The organism is Acidovorax sp. FG48, from assembly GCF_057809085.1.
Genome location: NZ_JBMDJH010000002.1, coordinates 274,901 through 289,646, shown reverse-complemented (window position 1 = coordinate 289,646; position 14,746 = coordinate 274,901). Strand labels below are relative to the sequence as shown.

At 63.8% G+C, this 14,746-nt stretch carries 17 protein-coding genes; 7 read left to right on the top strand and 10 right to left on the bottom strand.

The window, feature by feature from the left end; all coding sequences use genetic code 11:
* Positions 1-194 precede the first annotated feature (194 nt).
* The 4 genes from ACODSU_RS04365 to ACODSU_RS04350 all read right to left on the bottom strand — a co-directional run bounded on the left by ACODSU_RS04365 (position 195) and on the right by ACODSU_RS04350 (position 3,551).
* The gene (locus tag ACODSU_RS04365) at positions 195-764 is read right to left on the bottom strand and encodes a DUF6998 domain-containing protein (RefSeq protein ID WP_488840373.1); all 570 of its coding nucleotides are present in this window, start codon (positions 762-764) and stop codon (positions 195-197) included.
* Positions 765-1,211: 447 nt separating this feature from the next.
* Positions 1,212-1,421: a hypothetical protein gene (locus ACODSU_RS04360; RefSeq protein WP_488840371.1), complete on the bottom strand. Its 210-nt coding sequence runs from the start codon at positions 1,419-1,421 to the stop codon at positions 1,212-1,214.
* A gap of 26 nt (positions 1,422-1,447) precedes the next feature.
* Complete coding sequence (locus ACODSU_RS04355) at positions 1,448-1,867, bottom strand: hypothetical protein (protein WP_488840369.1); 420 nt, start codon at positions 1,865-1,867, stop codon at positions 1,448-1,450.
* A gap of 448 nt (positions 1,868-2,315) precedes the next feature.
* Entirely contained in the window at positions 2,316-3,551 is a 1,236-nt protein-coding gene (locus ACODSU_RS04350) for an alpha-hydroxy acid oxidase (protein WP_488840367.1), read from the bottom strand.
* Between the two features lie 119 nt (positions 3,552-3,670).
* On the opposite strand from ACODSU_RS04350, the gene ACODSU_RS04345 reads away from it, so the two are divergent.
* Positions 3,671-4,570: a LysR family transcriptional regulator gene (locus ACODSU_RS04345; protein WP_488840365.1), complete on the top strand. Its 900-nt coding sequence runs from the start codon at positions 3,671-3,673 to the stop codon at positions 4,568-4,570.
* A gap of 87 nt (positions 4,571-4,657) precedes the next feature.
* A complete protein-coding gene (locus tag ACODSU_RS04340) occupies positions 4,658-5,221 on the top strand; it encodes a nucleotidyltransferase family protein (RefSeq protein WP_488840363.1) in 564 nt (187 codons plus the stop codon).
* 40 nt (positions 5,222-5,261) lie between these two features.
* Here the strand turns inward: ACODSU_RS04340 and ACODSU_RS04335 are convergent, their stop codons facing one another.
* Complete coding sequence (locus ACODSU_RS04335; RefSeq protein ID WP_488840361.1) at positions 5,262-5,786, bottom strand: superoxide dismutase family protein; 525 nt, start codon at positions 5,784-5,786, stop codon at positions 5,262-5,264.
* A 99-nt stretch (positions 5,787-5,885) separates the two neighbouring features.
* Entirely contained in the window at positions 5,886-6,479 is a 594-nt protein-coding gene (locus ACODSU_RS04330) for a gamma-glutamylcyclotransferase (protein ID WP_488840360.1), read from the bottom strand.
* Positions 6,480-6,586: 107 nt separating this feature from the next.
* Here ACODSU_RS04330 and ACODSU_RS04325 point away from each other — a divergent pair, with 107 nt between their 5' ends.
* Complete coding sequence (locus ACODSU_RS04325) at positions 6,587-7,108, top strand: OmpA family protein (protein ID WP_110958679.1); 522 nt, start codon at positions 6,587-6,589, stop codon at positions 7,106-7,108.
* A gap of 112 nt (positions 7,109-7,220) precedes the next feature.
* Here ACODSU_RS04325 and gloA read toward each other — a convergent pair whose 3' ends face one another.
* A complete protein-coding gene (gloA, locus tag ACODSU_RS04320; protein ID WP_015014110.1) occupies positions 7,221-7,634 on the bottom strand; it encodes a lactoylglutathione lyase in 414 nt (137 codons plus the stop codon).
* Positions 7,631-8,182, bottom strand: a complete 552-nt coding sequence (locus tag ACODSU_RS04315; protein WP_422849595.1) for a PaaI family thioesterase — start codon at positions 8,180-8,182, stop codon at positions 7,631-7,633. Before ACODSU_RS04315 ends, gloA begins: the two co-directional genes overlap by 4 nt.
* A 73-nt stretch (positions 8,183-8,255) precedes the next feature.
* On the opposite strand from ACODSU_RS04315, the gene ACODSU_RS04310 reads away from it, so the two are divergent.
* Genes ACODSU_RS04310 through ACODSU_RS04295 form a run of 4 tightly spaced genes read left to right on the top strand, consistent with a single transcriptional unit; the run spans position 8,256 to position 11,932 of the window.
* Positions 8,256-8,735, top strand: coding sequence for a MarR family winged helix-turn-helix transcriptional regulator (locus ACODSU_RS04310; RefSeq protein WP_488840357.1), 480 nt, complete (start codon positions 8,256-8,258; stop codon positions 8,733-8,735).
* Positions 8,725-9,984: an MFS transporter gene (locus ACODSU_RS04305; protein WP_488840355.1), complete on the top strand. Its 1,260-nt coding sequence runs from the start codon at positions 8,725-8,727 to the stop codon at positions 9,982-9,984. The genes ACODSU_RS04310 and ACODSU_RS04305 overlap by 11 nt, the downstream gene beginning before the upstream one ends.
* A gap of 36 nt (positions 9,985-10,020) precedes the next feature.
* Complete coding sequence (locus ACODSU_RS04300; protein ID WP_422849592.1) at positions 10,021-10,524, top strand: MaoC family dehydratase; 504 nt, start codon at positions 10,021-10,023, stop codon at positions 10,522-10,524.
* A gap of 31 nt (positions 10,525-10,555) precedes the next feature.
* Complete coding sequence (locus ACODSU_RS04295; protein ID WP_488840548.1) at positions 10,556-11,932, top strand: MATE family efflux transporter; 1,377 nt, start codon at positions 10,556-10,558, stop codon at positions 11,930-11,932.
* A 75-nt stretch (positions 11,933-12,007) separates the two neighbouring features.
* On the opposite strand, the gene ACODSU_RS04290 is transcribed toward ACODSU_RS04295, so the two are convergent.
* A complete protein-coding gene (locus ACODSU_RS04290) occupies positions 12,008-12,805 on the bottom strand; it encodes an SDR family NAD(P)-dependent oxidoreductase (RefSeq protein ID WP_488840353.1) in 798 nt (265 codons plus the stop codon).
* Between the two features lie 185 nt (positions 12,806-12,990).
* A complete protein-coding gene (locus ACODSU_RS04285; protein WP_488840352.1) occupies positions 12,991-14,730 on the bottom strand; it encodes a SulP family inorganic anion transporter in 1,740 nt (579 codons plus the stop codon).
* Between the last annotated feature and the right edge of the window lie 16 nt (positions 14,731-14,746).

Sequence of the window (14,746 nt, the reverse complement as noted above, 5' to 3'; positions counted from 1 at the left end):
CCATCTGCTTCAAGTTAGGTGTCCCCCATAGCATTGCTCTAGCTGTGTTTTGGCGCGCAGCTTTCGGCCTACTTCAAGCGGCAGGGAAATGGCTGCAATGCAGCGTAAGCCGTTTTTCTGTCGTGCGGAAACGAGCGACTGCAAATCGCCCATCATCTACCGGAAAGGCATCTTTCTCGACTCCAGTCACAGCGTCAGGGAAGTCGACCCTTGAGGTACTTGCCCGCGCCGCCACTCAACTGGCTGCGGTCGATGAGCTTGCCTTGGAACTGGAAGTGCCGATCAATCCGGATGATTAGCAGCTTCTCAAAGTTGCCTTGGCTCTTGACCATTACGTGGTCGCTGGCCTTTTCGGGTGAGATGGTCTTCACCTCAACCCGCTTGCCGTCAATCGTGCCGTCAGAGCCTGGCGCGTGGGTCGCATGGCGGCGAAGACCGAACTTGATCTCTGCGTAGATTTCTCCCAGTTCGCCCCACACCTGAAGGTATCGGCCGGTATTCTCGAAATGCCGCTCGGCGCAGTCGACCAAGTCTTGGAAGATTTCCGTCTGCTCCAGGATACTGAACGGAAAGCCCTCCCTGCTTCGTACAGGTTGAATCGAGGCGGCAGTGTCCTCTGGCTCACCCTCAAGTTGTTCCTCGGCCCACTGTCGGTCGATGTACTTGGCTTCCCAAGGTGCATAGCCGCAGGCCGCAGCATCCGCTATGTCGTCGGCGCTGTATCCACGGTCGTGCATGTCGTGAAGAAAATCCCAATCGCTCATTCTGTTTTGCGCTCCTTGCTCGCTCGATTGTTGCGGCGTCGGTCCGCAGTTCGCGTTGTGAATCGGCAAACGGGGTGGGTATAGCAGAGGTAAGGGGCGTATGTCACGTTGTGTCAGATGGGCTCATAGGTTCGGGAGGGTAACGTCTAAACGTCGGTACGCTTCTCTAAGCCGAACCGTTCGCGAATGACTGCTATCACCTTTCGTGCAGATGTCTAGCTTGCAGGTGTCGAACTTCCGCAATCAGCCTATAGCGGTCTCCAATCTCTCTCAACGCCTTTGTAATCCGGAAAATGAAGACGCTTCAATTGCCGTGCTTGAAAAGCATGCAAATCGGGGCAGGACCCGTGGCCGATTCTGTTTTATGTGGCGGAGATGATTTTGACGATCATCGCCCGTTGTGCGCGGTCGCCAATGATGGGTGTTGCGCCATGTGCTTGGCGGCGCTCAATACTTTAGGTCCACCCCTAGATCGCCCAGCTTTTTCGCAAAAGAGTCCCTGCGTTTTGCCGCCTTTGCCGCTGTTTCGGCGGCGGCTTGTATTGCCTTGGGGCCTTTATTCGCTGCCGCTTGGATCAATCCGAACTTGTGAGCGGCATCTGCCTCGGCCCGCTTGAATGTGGCAATCAGTTCTGCATGCGCAACGGGTGGGTTCACAGTGGCTCCTTTATCGATCAGTGCCGTCACACTGAAATTTGGACGTTGGCGCGAAGTAAGGCCGTTCTCAATTCGCGCGTGGCCGGTTTGGAAATATCCACCTTTTGCACTGCCAGATCGAACGAAGAGCCGGGCTTGATGCTGGTGGGCAGTATCTTTTTGGCTGGAAGCTTGGCAGGGTAGGTGCCTTTACCCGGACACATGCGAACGGAAAACCCAAATTCTTCGAGCAGGCCTTTTGCATACAGCTCCGCCAATTGGTGAAACGATACGAAGGTGGAGCGTTTTGCGTCTTTGAGTCCGGGCTGGCTGACGTCACGGACGAGCTCGAATTTTCCCAGTGAATCGCGCTGTGTATCGGTAAAAGGATGCAGCAAGAAAGTCTGACGAACGCCATCCTTTTTGGACACCAAAGTGTGCTCGACGGTTATATCGGTTAGCAGCATATTTCTTCTATCTCCGCGAGGTGCGGTTTGCACGGCTACATCAGCCGACGTGCCACCCAAAGTCGCAGATTTTGTTTTCAAACCGAGTCACGGGGGTGCACGAAGCGGCCAAAAATCACCCGCGGGGCGAGGACTTTAACTGAAGAGCCGCCCATGCCAGTTCCATGGTGCACGGCAACCGGAACGGTTCGGGTCAAAAACTGCCTGCCAATGGTGGTCGAGTGAAAGTTCGAAATCAGCCTGAGGCTGTCCGTGACGCTGCAGACCAACCCTATTGAATGAAAAGTGCTACTAGCGCTTTTTGGATAAGCGCTGACAGCTATGAATTTTGAAGTGATCGACTAAGGCGTGTTGGCGGCGCTGCCTTCACTTCATTTCAAACTGCGCTGATTGCACTTTGCTCCCCAGCTTGATCAGACACTCGCCGAGAAGCGTGCGCCGCAGTCCTCTACGGTGCTCGGCGGTCCATGAGATGCTCTGGCCCTAGCGCCGCGCAGGTGGTGGCGCCCAGCATGGCCAGGTTGCGGTCCACCTCGGCGCGCAATAGATCGATGGCCGCTGTTACGCCTGCCTCGCCGTCCACTGCAGCGGCGTAGTTAAAGGGCCGCCCTACAAACACCGCCTGCGCGCCAAGTGCCAGGGCCTTGATCACGTCAGTGCCCCGGCGGATGCCGCCATCCAGCATCACCGTCATGCCGCTGCCCGCCTGCTCGACAATCGCAGGCAGCACGCGCAGCGGGGCCACGGCACCGTCAAGCTGGCGGCCGCCGTGGTTGCTGACGATGATGCCGTCCACTCCATGCTGGCGGGCGAGGGCGGCGTCTTGTGGGCTAAGGATGCCCTTGACCACCAGCGGGCCGCGCCACTGGCGGCGGATGTGGGCGATGTGACTCCAGTCAAAGTGGTCGCGCGCGGCAAAGTCGCGCTGCACACGCGACGACAGGATGGGCGCGCCGCGCTCGGCAAACGAGTTTTCAAAATGTGGCATGCCGTGGCGTGCCAGCGTGCGCAGCAGCGTGCCCGCCAGCCAGCGCGGGCGCACCATGCCGTCCCACGCCAGGCGCAGGCTGGGGCGCAGTGGGGTGGAGAAGCCCGCGCGGATGTTGTTCTCGCGGTTGCCGGCCACGGGGATGTCCACCGTCACCACCAGGGTCTGCACGCCTGCCGCGATCACGCGCCATAACAAGGCGTCGATGCGTTCGGGTGTGCCGGGCAGGTAGGCCTGGAACCAGGTGCCGGGGGCGGCGGCCATCACTTCTTCCAGCCGGATGAGGGAGCTGCCGCTCTGCACGGCCGGGATGCCCGCCGCTGCCGCCGCACGGGCCAGCACGATGTCGCCCCGGTAGGCCGACAGCGCCGCGATGCCCATGGGCGCGATCCCGAAGGGGCTGGCGTAGCGCTGGCCGAACAGGGTCACGCCCTGGTCACGCTCGGCCACGTTGCGCAGCACGCGGGGGACGAGGGCGATCTCGCGGAACGCTTGGCGGTTGTCGTCCAATGCCTGGTTGTCCTCGGCAGCACCGGCCACGTAGCCAAAGATGGGGCGCGGCAGCACGCGGCGGGCGGCGGCTTCAAAGTCGTCCAGCGACAACAGATCGGCCGTGCGGCCGCTGCGGCGCGTGCCGTTGAAAGCGCCCCAGGCGTTGGCGGAGGGCGGTTGGGGGGCGGAGGAGGGGGTGGACATGGCGTGGTTTCAGGCAAAAGCAGACGGGGGCTGGAAAGCAGTGTCCTGAAACCGCAATAATCAAGAAAGCGAATTTATTGCGAATCATTTGTTTGCCAAATTAGAAACAACTTCACGACATGACCCTCAAACAGCTCGAAGCTTTCTACTGGGCCGCCACCTGCAGCAGCTTTGCCATGGCGGCCGAGCGGGTGCACCTGTCGGTGTCGTCCCTGTCCAAGCGGATTGCCGAGTTGGAGGCCTCGCTGGGCCAGGTGCTGTTTGACCGCGCCGGTCACCGCGCCGCGTTGACGGAGGCGGGCACACGGTTGCTGCCGCTGGCGGGTGGGTTGCTGCAGCAGGCAGACCGTTTGCAGCAAGAGATGGGCAGTACCGCCGGCCTGCGCGGCCCCTGCCGGCTGGGGGTAGGCGAACTGACGGCAATCACCTGGCTGCCTCTTTTGGTCTCAGCCCTGGCGGCGGCGCACCCGGCGCTGGAAGTGTCTGTGCATGTGGATGTGGGCGCGGCTCTGGCGGAGCGGCTGGACAAGGGCGAGCTGGACGTGGCCGTGATTGCAGGCCCCGCCAGCCGCAGCGCGCTGACGTCAGTGCCGTTGGCGCATGCGCGCTTTGCCTGGTGCGCAGGCCCTGGCGTGGCACGCGACTTGCACCAGATGGATGCCGAGGCCGTGCAGTCGCACGCGCTGGTGACGCTGCCTCAGGGCTCGGGGGTAACGCACCTCATCGACGACTGGCTGCGACAGGCCGATGCACGCCCCGCGCACCGACTGGTGTGCAACCACTGGGGCGCGATTGTGGGCTTGCTGGCACAGGGCAGCGGCATTGGCTTGCTGCCCGAGGGCTGGGCGCAAGCCCTGTGCGAACGGGGCGTGCTGCAGCCGCTGGACAGCCCGGTGCCCCTGGGCTCGCTCGGCTACGCACTGCACAGTCGTCGGGACGACCTGCGGCCCCTGGTGGGTATGCTGCACGGCATGGCGGCGCAGCACGCGGATTTCACGGCAGGGAGTGGCGCTTTCTGACGACTTGATGCGCGGATGGCGGCCCTAGAATCGCGCCGACTGCAAGCCGCAGCCGCCGGTCCCCGGTACCTGTTCAAGCGCAACCCCATGCTCCAACCAACCTCGCTCCCCGTCGTTCTGGTGCTGGCCTCGGGCCGGGGAGCGCGTTTTGCCGCATCCGGCGGTGCGGTGCACAAGCTGCGTGCGCCCTTGGGGGCAAAAACCGTGCTGGAGCACACCCTGGATGCCGTGCGCGCCAGCGGCCTGCCTTGGCACCTGGAAGACGCAGGCCACCCAGGCATGGGCGATTCCATTGCCGCCGCAGTGCGAGCCACGGCCGATGCGCCCGGCTGGCTGGTATTGCCTGGAGATTTGCCGCTGATCCGCCCGGAGACGTTATGCACCATGGCCGCCGCGCTGGCAGACCCGGACTGCGCCGTTGCCATGCCGGTGTACAAGGGCGAGCGCGGTCACCCTGTGGGATTTGCTGCCGCATGTTTACCCAGCCTGCTGGCGCTGACCGGCGAGCAGGGCGCCGCCCGTGTGGTGCGTGCGCAGGCGCAGCAGGGCAGGGTACGGCAGGTGGAGGTGGATGACGAAGGCACGGTGACCGACATAGACACCGTGCAAGACCTGGAGCGCGCCGCGCGGTTGCTGGCGACGCGCAGGTAGCGACGGCGAAGGCCGCTTTCCCTTTCCCTTTCCCTTTCCTTTACTTGGACGCGATCACCGCACAGGCCAGGCGCGGGCCTGCGTTGCCGGTGGGCTGGGTCTGGTAATCGTCGGGGTCGCGGTGAACGATCAGGCCTTTGCCGACGATGTCGGTGGTCGGACCGCCCACACTGATGGATTTCGACACAAAGCTGAACGCGGCCACGCCGTACTTGTCGGCCTTGAGGCTGGGCAGGTCGCCGGTGTGGTGTTCAGCAGCGCCGTGGGCACCGTGGGGTTTGGCCGTGGGGTTGAAATGTCCGCCGGTGCTCATGCCGTCGCCGCTGCTGCAGTCACCCTTTTCGTGGATGTGAAAGCCATGCTCTGCGCCCGGCTTGAGTCCACGCACCTCGCCAGACACCTGCACGCCATCACCCGTCTGCACGAACGTGACCGTGCCGTTGGCGGTATTGCCACGGGTGGGCTCCAGCTTGGCGGTGGCGCGGTTGCCGGACAGATGGGAGGCGCAACCCACCAGCGCCACAGCCGCCAGGGAACACAGTGCAAAAGCAAAACGAATCTTCATGACTCAAACTCCTCGGTGCGAATGAATGAACGCGGGATTGAACCCGATACAAAGACGCAGTCTCGCAAGCCACTGCCCGCGAGTCCAGAAAAATGTGCACTATGACTCTTTTTGGGCCAGTGCGATCAACCGGGCCAGAGCCCGGTCATGGATGCCGTGCTTTCGCAACTCGTCATAAGTGGCCTGGGCGTAGTCCCGCGTGGTGCCGTAGCGCCCGCAGGCCTCATCAAAGATGCGCCGGTATTCATGGTCGGGCAGCTCGCCGGTGTGGTTGGGGCTTTTGCGCGACAGGGTGAACGCCAGAGCACTCACCGGCCCCTGGGGTGTCTGGCAGGTGAGCCAGCGCGGGTCGTACACGGCGGTAGGCATCTCGCGCTGCCACAGGTTGATCATCACCTGCCGCGCGTGGGCCTTGTCTATGCGGAACACCATGCCCCGACAGCTGCCGCCCGACAGCATGCCGAACACCAGGCCCGGGCACTCGGGCGTGCCCCGGTTGATACGGCTCCACATCTTCAGCGCCCGGTGCCAGCCGTGGACCTTGGCCGGGCGGCGCTCGGCATAGTCAAAATCCGGCCGCCAGATGAGCGAGCCATAGCCAAAGATCCACAGGTCCTGATGGCCGCCCCATTCCTGGAGGGCATGCTCCAGCATGGGCGCCGGGTCTCGCAGTGGGGCGGGCAGATTCGTCATGGCTTCACTCTACAATCGAAAGCTTTGCTGCAATCGGCCAGGGCCTTGTTTTCGCATTCTCTTCAGGGCCGGCCAACCACTTTTTTCATCACTACAGGGATCCCTTCATGTCCAGCTCTGACGACGATAGCCAAGAACGTTTTGCCCTCGGTTTTCTCTTTGCACTGATTGCGTTGGTGATCTCCGTGGTGGTGGGCACCGTGGTGGTCAAGCGTCTGGGTGCCAAGGCCCCGGCACAGCCCGCAGCGGTGGTTGTGGACGCTGCTCCGGCCGCGCCGGTTGCCGTCGAAGAAGATGTTGCCAGCGTGCGCGTTGAAAACGGTGTGGTGAAGTTCTACTTTGCCACCGCCAAGGCCGAACTGGCCGCAGGCGCCAACGAAGCTCTGGCCGATGTGGTCAAGGGCGTGGCCGAAGGCAAGAAGGCTGTCATTTCCGGCTTCCATGACGCGACGGGCGACGCCGCCCTGAACGCTGAACTGGCCAAGCAACGCGCAGTGGCCGTGGCCGAAGCGCTCAAGGCCTTGGGCGTGACGGAAGACAAGGTCGAGCTGAAGAAGCCCGAAGAAACCACCGCAACCGGCAGCAACGCCGAAGCACGCCGTGTGGAAGTGACGCTGGGCGCACTGTAAGCGCTGCCTGTGTCCCCAACAAAAAACCCGGCAGTGCCGGGTTTTTTGTTGTCTAAATGGCTGCTTGCGCTAGTGGAACATGCGCAAGCAGCTATCTATTTGATAGTAAAAGTTACCGCAGCCCCTGGCCGCCTGCGCCTTCAGCGCGCTGGATCAACTCGATCTTGTAGCCATCGGGGTCGGTCACAAACGCGATCACCGTGGTGCCGCCCTTGACCGGGCCGGGTTCGCGCGTCACGTTGCCGCCCGCCGCCTTGATCTTCTCGCACGCTGCATACGCATCGGGCACACCCAGGGCAATGTGGCCGTAGGCCGTGCCCATGTCGTAGCTTTCCACACCCCAGTTGTAGGTCAGCTCGATCTCGGCCTGGCCGGGGTTACCGCCCTCAAAACCTAGAAAGGCCAGCGAGTATTTGTACTCGGGGTTCTCGGATTGGCGCAGCAGTTGCATGCCCAGTACCTTGGTATAGAAATCAATCGAGCGTTGAAGATTGCCAACGCGCAGCATCGTGTGGAGGAATTTCATCCCTTCGATTGTGCAGGCAAGTCAAAAACCAGGCAGGTGGTGGTGGCGTGGGCGTACAGCGTGCCGTCTGGCCCTACCAGGCGCGCCTCGGCCGTGGCCAGCTGGCGCCCGCAGTGGATCACGCGGCCCTCGGCACGCACCCGCTGCACCTTGGGCGTGATCGCCCTGACCAGGTTGATGCCCAGCTCGGCCGTGGTGTAGCCGCGCCCGGGCTCCATGCGGGTGTGGATGGAGCAGCCCAGGGCGGAGTCGAGCAGGGTGGCAAACCAGCCGCCGTGTACCGTGCCCATGGGGTTCAAGTGCTCTGCACGAGGTGTGCCCTGGAAGATGGCGATGCCTTCGCCCACTTCGACGATCAAGAAGTCCAGCGTCTTGGCAATGGCCGCGTAGGGCAGCTCGCCGCGCAGCATGGCCTGCATTTGCTGCAGGCCGTTCAGGTGGGCAATCTGGTCGCGGGTGGCCACGCCAGGGCCAGGGCCTGCATCCAGCGTGGCGAGGATGTCGCGCTCCTGCGCCAGCCAGTGTTCGAGGTGATTGTTAGAGGTCATGGTGTGTCCGGGTTGTTGATGGGGGCGAAACTTTTAGATTGCATATGCAATTATTGCAGATACAATTAAATGCATGCAAGCCGAACCGTCCACCCTGGCCCCCGTGCTGCCGCAGGGCTGCACCAACTTCAAGCTGCGCCAGCTGATGCGCCGCGTCGCCAACCACTACGACGCCGAAATGGCGAAGTGCGGGCTCAAGACCACGCAGTACTCGCTGCTGTCCCATGTGCTCAAGCTGGGCCCGATCCGCCCCGGCGATCTCGCCACGGAAATGAAGATGGATGCTTCCACGCTGACGCGCAATCTGCGCCCGCTGGTCGATGCCGGCTGGGTGACGCTGAAGGCAGGCACGGACGCACGCAGCCGTCTGGTGCACATCACCGATGCAGGCCGCGACAAACGCGCGGAGGCGCAGCGCCACTGGAAGGCCGCGCAACTTGCGCTGAATGAAGCGCTGGGTGTGGAACGCGTGATGGCGCTGCATGCACTGGTGGACGACTCACTCGATTTGCTGGCAGCGCTGCCAACGCAGGAGGCAGGGCATGACGAATAACACGACACCTCAAACCGCAGCCAGGTCTGCCGCGCCACTGGCCCTGTGGCTGGTGCTGCTGGCCGCAGCAGGCACCTTTGCGATGACGATGGGCACACGCCAGACCATGGGCCTGTTTCTGTCCGCGCTCAACACCTCCACCGGATTGGGCATTGGCAGCATCAGCCTGGCGTTTGCGTTTGGGCAGCTGTGGTGGGGCCTGACCCAGCCGTTTGCCGGGGCGGTGGCCGACCGCATCGGCACGGGCCGCGTCATCCTGTTGGGCGTAGCGCTGGTGGCGCTGGGCACGTTCATCACACCGTACATGACCACCACGGCTGGGCTGATCTTTGCGATTGGCGTGTTGGCTGCCGGCGGCGCGGGCATGGCCGGGCCGTCCGTGCTGATGGCGGCCACTGCGCGGCTGGTGCCGCTGCAAAAGCGCGGGCTGGCCAGCGGCATCGTCAACGCGGGCGGCTCGTTCGGGCAGTTTGTGATGGCGCCCATTGCCATCAGCCTGACCGCCGCGGTGGGCTGGGCCAGCGCCATGCAGTGGCTGGGCGTGCTGGTGCTGCTGGCGCTGCCGGCGGTGTGGGTGCTCAAGGGCAACTCCAACGCCCTGGCGGCGCAGGCGGCTGCGGCGTCCGGCCAGAAGGCGCTGACCGCGCGCGAGGCCATTGCCCAGGCGCTGGCCACGCCCAGCTACCGCTATCTGGCGGCGGGTTTTCTGGTGTGCGGCTTTCACGTGGCGTTCCTGGCCACGCACTTGCCCGGCGTGATTGCAGCGTGCGGGTTGGCGCCCGAAGTAGGGGGCTGGTCGCTGGCGGTGATCGGGCTGTTCAACATTGTGGGCAGCCTGGCCATGGGCTGGGCGGTGGGGCGCTGGCGCATGAAGTCGCTGCTGTCGCTGCTGTATGCGGTGCGCGGCCTCGCAGTGCTGATCTTTCTGTTTGCCCCCAAGACGCCCGCTGTGGTGCTGATCTTCGCCGCCGTCATGGGCATCACGTTCCTGTCCACGGTACCCCCCACAGCCGGACTGGTCGCCAAGATGTTTGGCACGGCCAACATGGCGATGTTGTTTGGCATCGTGATGCTGTCGCACCAGATGGGCGGCTTCCTGGGTGCCTACCTGGGCGGCAGCGTGTTCCAGGCCACCGGCAGCTATGACTGGGTCTGGTACATCGACATCGTGCTGGCCCTGGGCGCAGCGCTGGTCAACCTGCCGATCCGTGAAGCACGCCTGGCCCGGCCCGCCGCCACGGCCGCCTGAGCGAACCAACACCCCCTCTCCAAGAAAGCCATCGACATGACGCAGTCTCCGGCCAGCCACGCCTCGACAATCACAAAGCCCCCGATCTACCTGGAAGACTTGTCGGTGGGCGACCAGTTCACCAGCGGCGAACACGCCATGGACGAGGCGCAGATCACCGCGTTTGCCGCGCAGTTCGACCCGCAGCCCTTTCACCTGGACGACGCCGCAGCCCGTGACACTTTGTTTGGGGGCTTGGCTGCCAGCGGCTGGCACACGGCGGCCGTGACCATGCGCTTGCAGGTGACCAGCGGCCTGCCGATTGCGGGTGGCATCATCGGCGCAGGCGGCGAGCTTACTTGGCCCCGGCCCACGCGCGCCACCGATGTGCTGCATGTGGTGAGCGAGGTGGTGCAGATCCAGCCCTCCAAATCCAAGCCCGACCGTGGCATGGTCACTGTGCGCAGCGAGACGCGCAACCAGCACGGCGATGTGCTGCAGCTGACTACCGTGCGCATCGTCGTGCCACGCAAGCCTGCAGCCGGTGGGGCAGGGGCCTGACGTGTCCGAGGCACTGAACCCACGCACCCGCATGCTGCTGGAGGCGCCCATCGCGCCCACCTTGCTGCGGCTGGCCGCGCCCAACGTGCTGGTGATGCTGGCGCAGGCGGGCGTCGGCCTCATCGAGACCTACTTTGTCGGCAAGCTGGGCACGGACGCGCTGGCAGGCATGGCCCTGGTGTTCCCCGTGGTCATGCTGATGCAGATGACCTCGGCAGGCGCTATGGGCGGCGGCATTGCGTCAGCCATTGCCCGAGCCCTGGGCGCGCGGCGACGGGACGATGCGGACGCGCTGGTGCTGCACGCGCTGGCCATTGCGGCAGTGTTTTCGCTCGTTTTTACCATGGGCGTGGTGGGAGGAGGGCGCTGGCTCTACACCCGCATGGGCGGCACGGGCGGCGCGCTGGATGCGGCGCTGGTCTATTCCAACTGGGTGTTTGCGGGCGCGTTTCTGGTCTGGTTGTTCAACACGCTGTCGGCCGTGATCCGGGGCACGGGCAACATGGCTGTGCCGGCGTATGTCACGGTACTGGGTGCGTTTGTGCTGGTGCCGCTGTCGCCGCTGTTCATCTTTGGCTGGGGCCCTATGCCCGGCCTGGGCATTGCCGGGGGCGCCATTGCGCTGATGGCGTACTACCTCATCGGCAGCGTGGTGCTGGCAGCGTATCTGTGGTCGCCGCGCAGCCTGCTGCGGCCTTCGCTGGCGCACATCCGGTTTCGCTGGGCGTTGTTCAAGGACATCCTGCGGGTGGGCCTGGTGGGCACGGTCTCTACCGTTGCCACCAACCTGGCGATTGGCGTGACCACCGCACTGGTGGGCGGCTTTGGCACGGCGGCCATTGCGGGATACGGCACCGCGTCGCGGCTGGAATACCTGCTGGTTCCGCTGGTGTTTGGCCTGGGCGCACCGCTGGTGGCCATGGTGGGCACCTGCATCGGCGCCGGCCAGCGCGAGCGCGCCTTGCGCGCCACCTGGATCGGCGCGGCCATGGCGTTTGTGATGGCCGAAGCGATTGGCCTTTGGGCGGCGGCCTTGCCCAGTGCGTGGCTGTCACTGTTCAATAGCGACCCCGCCATGCTGGAGGCGGGTGCGCTGTATCTGCGCACCGTCGGTCCGGTGTACGGGTTTTTTGGCCTGGGACTGGTGCTGTACTTTGCCTCGCAAGGGGCAGGGCGCCTGCTCTGGCCCGTGATCGGCAACATCGTGCGCCTGGCGGTGGCCGTCACCGGCGGCTGGCTGGCACTACGCTGGGGCGGTGGACTGGCTGCCGTGTTTGCTGCGCAGGGGGCAGCGCTGGTGCTGTACGGCCTGGTCAACGCCTGGGCGATTGCTGGCGGCGCCTGGTTCGGCCCGGTCGGCTGGCCGCGCAGCACCTCAGGGCTGCTGCAGCGCATGCCACAGGTCTGAAAGTCATAAAAATAGCCGCTAGCGCTAGTGGATCATGCGCTGGAAGCTATCAAAACAGGAGTGGTCGAAAGTGCGTCAGACCGGCACGGTGTAGTTGAGCGTCATGCGCCCGCCGTCCACGGTCACGATCTCTCCGGTCACATAGCTCGCCGCGTCGCTCGCCAGCCAGGCCACCACATCGGCAATCTCGGACGGCTCGCCCAGCCGCTTCATGGGCGTGCGGCTCATGATCTTGTTCTTGGCCTCATCGCTGGTCAGCACCGCCTTGGCGGCCAGTTCGGTGGCGATGGTGCCTGGAGCCACCGCGTTCACGCGGATGTTCTTGTCGGCCAACGCTAGCGCCATCACGCGCGTGAGCTGGTTCACGCCGCCTTTGCTCACGTTGTAGCTGGAGATGTTGGGAATGGTCAGTACGCCGTTGACTGAACTCATATTGACGATGGCGCCGCCACCCGAAGCAACCATCGCCCGCGCCACCGCCTGACCGACCAGGAACGAGCCCTTGAGATTGACCCGCAACACGGCGTCAAAGTCGGCCTCGGTTACCTCCAGAAAATCTGCCGCGCGGAAGATACCGGCGTTGTTAACCAGCACGTCGATGCGCCCGTGGGCGGCCAGGGTCTGGGCCACCAGCGCATCTACCTGCGATTTATCGCCCACATCGCAGCGAACATACAGCGCGTTCAGCTCCTTCGCTAGCGCTTGGCCACGCGCATCGTCCACATCCACGATCACCAGCTTGGCGCCTTCGGCCGCAAAACGGCGGATGCAGGCCTCGCCAATGCCCTGGGCACCGCCGGTGACGATACAGACGCGATCACGAAGGCCGAAGTGGATGTGAGATGTGGAGGGGGTTTGTGTGGGCAGTGTCATGGGCGATGATGGTAGCGGCATGGACGGATGACAGAGGCCAGAGCGTCCAGATTGAGCGATGAGATACAGTCGTGGGACTCACCATTTAGTAGATACGATGTATATTATGTAAAATACTAAATTTGCTTTCCAAGGAGCCTCTGCAGATCGGTGCTCCGTTTCAACGTACCCCATCCCTCGCTGCACTAGATAGCCGCCGCCGGATCCCCGTACCGACCCACCATGCTGCCAGCCCGCCTTGCGTATTCAAACGCAGCATGGGTGCTCAAAAAAATGCGTCCTTCCAACCGCTGGCCAAGTTCTGTGCCCCGCAAACGGTCAAGCACGGGTCCTTTCACCTCGGACAGCAATAACGCCGCCCCTCGCTGGGCCAGGCTTCGCTCCAGATCGGTCAGTACGCCCAATGCCGTCGTGTCGATCTGGTTGATGGCTGAGCACACCAGAAGCACGTGGCGCGTATCCGGTTGAGCGGCTACCAATTCCTCCACACGGTCCAGCAAAGCGTCCGAATTGGCGAAATACAGGCTTTCATCCACACGCACCGCAATCAGGCCGGACTCTGTGGTCACCGAGTGACGGGTCACGTTGCGAAAGTGCTCCGTGCCTGGCACGCGCCCCACCACCGCAATGTGCGGATGGCTGCTGCGCCACACCAATGTGCCGAGCGACAACGCCACTCCCATCAAAATGCCGACTTCCACGCCAAAAGCGACCACACCTCCTGCAGTGGCCAGCAAGGCCATGGCGTCGGCCTTGTCGTAGTGCCAGGCCTCGCGCAGTGTCTCCACATCGATCAGGGACACGACTGCCACGATGATGGTGGCTGCCAGCACGGCATGGGGAAGATAGTGAAACAGCCCCGTCAGTGCGGCAATCACCACACCCATCAGCACTGCAGAAATGACACCTGCCAGAGGCGTATTGGCCCCGGCCGCAAAATTGACGACCGAGCGCGCAAAGCCGCCCGTGACGGGGAAACCACCCGATAGTGCACTGGCAACGTTGGCAGCCCCCAGGCCCAGGAGTTCCCGGTTGGGCTGAATGCGCTGCTGACGCTTGAGCGCCAGCGATTGTGCCACCGACACGCTTTCCACAAAGCCCACCAGCGAGATCAACAGCGCAGGCAACCACAGCGAGCCCACAGATGCCATCGAAACCGCCAGCAACCCGAGCTGCGGCAGGCCTTGGGGAACCGTGCCCACAATGCTGACCCCCGCCGTCTGGTCCCAGCGCATGGCGGCGACCAAGGCGGTGGACACCATCACAGCGAGCATGGGCGCCAGCTTGGATGCGATATCCGCCAGGCGCGGACTGGCACCCAGGCGAACCAGCCATGGGGACAAAGATTTGCGCGCCAGCACCAGAAACAACACGCTGCCCGCACCAATACCCAGTGTGACGAGGTTGGTGCCAGGCGCGGCGTGGACCAGCTGAACCACGGTATCCAAGACATCGGTGCCGCCCGCCTTCACGCCTAGCAGGTGCTTGACCTGCCCCACAGCAATGAGCACAGCCGAGCCAGAGATAAAGCCGCTGATGACCGGATGGCTCAGAAAATGGGCCAGAAAACCCAGCCGCAACACCCCAAACAGCAGCAACATGCCCCCGGACAGCAGCGACAGCAGCATGGCCAGCGCCACGTAGTCGGGCGAGCCAGCGGCGGCCAGGGGCTGCAGGGCGCTCGCCGTCATGAGCGAAGCCACCGCCACCGGGCCCACGGCCAGCGTCATGCTGGACCCCAGCGCGGCATAGGCAATGATCGGCAGGATGCTGGCGTACAAGCCCACTTCGGGCGGCAAGCCCGCCAGCAGCGCGTAGGCCAGGCTCTGCGGGATCAACATCACCGTCACGATCACACCGGCGACCATGTCGCCGGAGAGCCAGGACTTCTGGTAGTTGCGGACCCAGCCGGGAATGAAGTTCATGAGGGTTTCCGGGTGA

Excerpts from the sequence above, each read along its gene's own strand:
- ACODSU_RS04290 (WP_488840353.1), bottom strand. The coding sequence starts at position 12,805 with ATGACACTGCCCACACAAACCCCCTCCACATCTCACATCCACTTCGGC.
- ACODSU_RS04355 (WP_488840369.1), bottom strand. The coding sequence starts at position 1,867 with ATGCTGCTAACCGATATAACCGTCGAGCACACTTTGGTGTCCAAAAAG.
- ACODSU_RS04350 (WP_488840367.1), bottom strand. The coding sequence starts at position 3,551 with ATGTCCACCCCCTCCTCCGCCCCCCAACCGCCCTCCGCCAACGCCTGG.
- gloA (WP_015014110.1), bottom strand. The coding sequence starts at position 7,634 with ATGAAATTCCTCCACACGATGCTGCGCGTTGGCAATCTTCAACGCTCG.
- ACODSU_RS04345 (WP_488840365.1), top strand. The coding sequence starts at position 3,671 with ATGACCCTCAAACAGCTCGAAGCTTTCTACTGGGCCGCCACCTGCAGC.
- ACODSU_RS04315 (WP_422849595.1), bottom strand. The coding sequence starts at position 8,182 with ATGACCTCTAACAATCACCTCGAACACTGGCTGGCGCAGGAGCGCGAC.
- ACODSU_RS04325 (WP_110958679.1), top strand. The coding sequence starts at position 6,587 with ATGTCCAGCTCTGACGACGATAGCCAAGAACGTTTTGCCCTCGGTTTT.
- ACODSU_RS04365 (WP_488840373.1), bottom strand. The coding sequence starts at position 764 with ATGAGCGATTGGGATTTTCTTCACGACATGCACGACCGTGGATACAGC.
- ACODSU_RS04340 (WP_488840363.1), top strand. The coding sequence starts at position 4,658 with ATGCTCCAACCAACCTCGCTCCCCGTCGTTCTGGTGCTGGCCTCGGGC.
- ACODSU_RS04335 (WP_488840361.1), bottom strand. The coding sequence starts at position 5,786 with ATGAAGATTCGTTTTGCTTTTGCACTGTGTTCCCTGGCGGCTGTGGCG.
- ACODSU_RS04295 (WP_488840548.1), top strand. The coding sequence starts at position 10,556 with ATGCTGCTGGAGGCGCCCATCGCGCCCACCTTGCTGCGGCTGGCCGCG.
- ACODSU_RS04305 (WP_488840355.1), top strand. The coding sequence starts at position 8,725 with ATGACGAATAACACGACACCTCAAACCGCAGCCAGGTCTGCCGCGCCA.
- ACODSU_RS04285 (WP_488840352.1), bottom strand. The coding sequence starts at position 14,730 with ATGAACTTCATTCCCGGCTGGGTCCGCAACTACCAGAAGTCCTGGCTC.
- ACODSU_RS04300 (WP_422849592.1), top strand. The coding sequence starts at position 10,021 with ATGACGCAGTCTCCGGCCAGCCACGCCTCGACAATCACAAAGCCCCCG.
- ACODSU_RS04330 (WP_488840360.1), bottom strand. The coding sequence starts at position 6,479 with ATGACGAATCTGCCCGCCCCACTGCGAGACCCGGCGCCCATGCTGGAG.
- ACODSU_RS04310 (WP_488840357.1), top strand. The coding sequence starts at position 8,256 with ATGCAAGCCGAACCGTCCACCCTGGCCCCCGTGCTGCCGCAGGGCTGC.